We start from the raw sequence: 3,240 nt of genomic DNA, 5'->3' as shown, positions 1-3,240 counted from the left end.
ATGAGATAGCACCGAAATCAGTTCGGGCTAAACACGTACGATCGCTGAATCTCACAGGCGCATCCGTCGATATCACTATCGACTGCCTTGTTATGGGGGCTTTCCGTAGTTCTACATAAGAGCGATTTCTCCGACGATCTACCACTGACCACTTCCGAGATATCCGCCAAATCATTTCGCCGCAAATGTCTCTGTTGAAATCCTCAACTGATGATATATTCTTGGAGCCGTAATGAATACAGCGCGCGAGTCGGTCACGAGAGAATGGTTGTTACTGAACCAGTTGAATCGGTAGCTACAGAGCGCGGGTCTAATACAATAAGGGTTGCCCCGTAGCGGTTCAGCCACTTTGCTCAGCGAGTCCGTAGCTTATAGAACTCGGGGAGCGATGGTTATGAAGACCTCGTTAGGAGTCGCCGGGACGCTCCTCGGGATTTAAACATCCACCCCGGCCGTAGTCGCTTTGCTCACTCTCTGCGCTTCCGAGAATCGAATCCGTACAGTAGGGCCACAGTGAGGCGACGTACGTCGAGCCGTTGTGACGAAGGTATATCCAGAGGGGAGAGTTCCGTCGGTCTGCGGGTCGCTACAGTCATAATAGGGTAGCGGAGAGAGCGCCGCTCTGACGGCCGAAAACTCCGACCTGTCGAGGCGCTGGTCGGCGACCGAACGCTCCGCTGCACGGCTGAGCGCTGTTCGAATCGGCTCGACGGAGCGAAGTCGTTCATCACTCGACGGTGTCACCATTGCTCCGTCTGGTGTATCTGTGCGAAGAATCTCTAGTAAGCCACCGTCGGCTCCTCCGTCAGCCGAGGAAGTCGATCCCGGTGATCTCGAACCGCGCGCCGCCGCTCTCTGCCTCAGTCGCGACGACGTCCCAACCGTGCGCGTTGACGATCGTCCGGACGACCGAGAGGCCGTAGCCGTGCCCGCCGTCGCGCGTGGTGAAACCGTGGTCGAAGACCTCCTCCTCGCAGCCGTCAGCGATCCCGGGGCCGTCGTCCTCGACGAAGAGGCCCGTGTCGAGGGGCCCGACCCGGACCGCTGCGTCGTCGCCGCCGTGGTCCGTCGCGTTTTGGAAGAGGTTCTCGAACAGCTCGCGGAGTCGGTCGGGGTCGCTGCTCACCGACGGGACGGGCTCGTAGGTGAGCGCCGCTCCCGAGTTCCCGCCGAGGCTCCGCCAAGCGGTTTCGACAATCTCGCCGACGTCGGTCGGCTCCGGGTCGCTGACGACGTTCCCCTGTCGCGCGACGCGGAGCAGGTCGTCGACGAGCCGTGCCATCCGGTCGGTCGTCTCGCCGATCCGTTCGAGGTGTTCCTCGTCACCGCCCTCCTCGTACAGCGTCAGGCTCCCCTCGATGACGTTCAGCGGGTTCCGGAGGTCGTGCGCGAGAATATCGGTGAACTCCTTGAGGCGGTCGTTCTGCCGCTCTAACATCCGCTCGTACTCCTTCGCAGTCGTCGTGTCCCGGCTGATCGCCGCGTACCCGTGGAACTCGCCGTTCCGCAGCGGCGACAGCGTCAGGGTGCCCCAGAAGACGGAGCCGTCCGCGCGCCGGTGCCAGTGTTCGAACTCGACCGATTCCTCTCTCGGATCCGCGAAGAAGTCCCCGGGAAGTGAGTCGGAGTCCGCCTCGCCCTCGTCGTCGGCGAACAGCATCCGGACGTGTCGGTCAAGGACCGCCGTCGCGTCGTGTCCGTAGAGCGCCGTCGCTGGCGCCGGCCACGCGACGATGTTCCCGTCGGCGTTCAACATGAAGATTGCGTGCGTGGAGACGCCTTCGAGGAGGCGACGGGCCACGGGGTCTCCCGACTCAGAGGCGTTCGTCGGACGATCAAGGGCGTTCGTCGCGGGGTCGGGATCGTCTGTCACACGAGGGGATTACGCTCCGGTTACCAGTCTCTTCGGACTGGCTTACCAAGGTACTTATACCAGAACCAATCGGCGAGGCCGCGGGCGTCAGTCTGCCAGTTCGACCACCAGGACTTCCATGTCGGAACCCGTGCCCTCGGTCCGATACTCCCACGTTCCGCGGGGATTGACGCCGTTCTCGAGGGCGTCGCAGAGCACCCGACCGAGGGCGACCTCGAACTCCTCTGTACTCGATATGTCGTCTTCGGATGAGTCGTCAGTTGTCATGATGAAACGTACACTCGACTGCGATACGATGCTGTCGCGAAACTCACCGCCGCACAAACAGAGACCGCAGTCGTCTGTTTCTACGATTATTGATAGGTATCCTAAACGGATAATACTACCGAAACACATGGTACACCAAGGTGAATCGCGCTCCGGTAGAAGGTTTCTACCGAGTTTTTAACGCGTTTGCGACAGAACAGTGCTGTATCTGATGAGCGTTATCGTTGAGTTGACTATTCCATCTGTCGAATTCGAATTGGGACGGATCCTCCGGATCGAAGAGCCGACGCAGCTCACGCTGGAAACGATGGTGCCGCTGGGCGGGAAACCCACGCCGTTCGTTCGGATCCGGAACGAAGTCCGCGAGACGTTCGAGCGCTCCGTCCGCGAACACCCCTCAGTCAACGACATCCAGCTCGTCGACACCCACGAGGACGAGACGCTGTACGCGCTGAACTGGGACCCCTCGGAAGCCTCGCTGCTCCGCCGGATCCTCGACTTGGACGCGGTCCTGATGGGTGCGACCGGAACCGCCGACACGTGGGGGCTCGAACTCAGGTTCCCGAGCCACGAGGCGCTCTCGTCGTTTCAAGAGTTCTACCTCGACGAGGACATCGACGTCTCGATCGAGCGCATCTACAACCCCACGAAGCCGGACGCCGGTCCGTGGTACGGGATGACGCCTCCGCAGCGCGAGACCCTCGCGGCCGCCGTCGAGGCCGGCTACTACTCGCTCCCGCGGCAGATCTCCACCCAGGAGCTCGCGGACTCGTTCGGCATCTCCGATCAGGCCGTCACCGAACGCCTCCGGCGCGGTATCTCCACGCTGGTACTGAACACGCTGCTGATCGACGAACCGGACGAGTAGCCGCGGTTCTGGCGGTGAGGCTCTGTTGAAGTTCTATTCTTCAGATACGTTTTGTCCGGATCAGCCGGTCACTGAAAACTGCGAATTAGGCGGGTCTCTGACACGTGAGAGACAAGTGACGGTACGGACAAGACGGTAGTTGAGAAAATCATCGAAGGAATCGCCGATGCGAAAGATGTGAAGCCGGAGAACCCTCACATTATGCTCGAAAATTACCTGAATTGAGGCGCTA

General features: G+C 60.7%; 3 protein-coding genes. 1 reads left to right on the top strand and 2 read right to left on the bottom strand.

The window, feature by feature from the left end:
* Positions 1-805 precede the first annotated feature (805 nt).
* A complete protein-coding gene (locus Z052_RS00580; protein ID WP_099288488.1) occupies positions 806-1,873 on the bottom strand; it encodes a nitrogen regulation protein NR(II) in 1,068 nt (355 codons plus the stop codon).
* An 87-nt stretch (positions 1,874-1,960) separates the two neighbouring features.
* On the bottom strand, positions 1,961-2,140 hold the full coding sequence (locus tag Z052_RS00575; protein ID WP_099288486.1) for a hypothetical protein: 180 nt from the start codon (positions 2,138-2,140) through the stop codon (positions 1,961-1,963).
* Between the two features lie 211 nt (positions 2,141-2,351).
* Here Z052_RS00575 and Z052_RS00570 point away from each other — a divergent pair, with 211 nt between their 5' ends.
* Positions 2,352-3,008 carry a helix-turn-helix domain-containing protein gene (locus Z052_RS00570; RefSeq protein WP_094580256.1) on the top strand — a complete coding sequence of 219 codons (657 nt, stop codon included), beginning with the start codon at positions 2,352-2,354 and terminating at the stop codon, positions 3,006-3,008.
* Positions 3,009-3,240 lie beyond the last annotated feature (232 nt).

Origin of the sequence: Halorubrum sp. C191 (assembly GCF_002727095.1) — an archaeon.
GTDB lineage: Archaea > Halobacteriota > Halobacteria > Halobacteriales > Haloferacaceae > Halorubrum > Halorubrum ezzemoulense.
The sequence above is the reverse complement of the archived record's forward strand: the minus strand, read 5'-3'. Positions and strand labels throughout refer to the sequence as shown.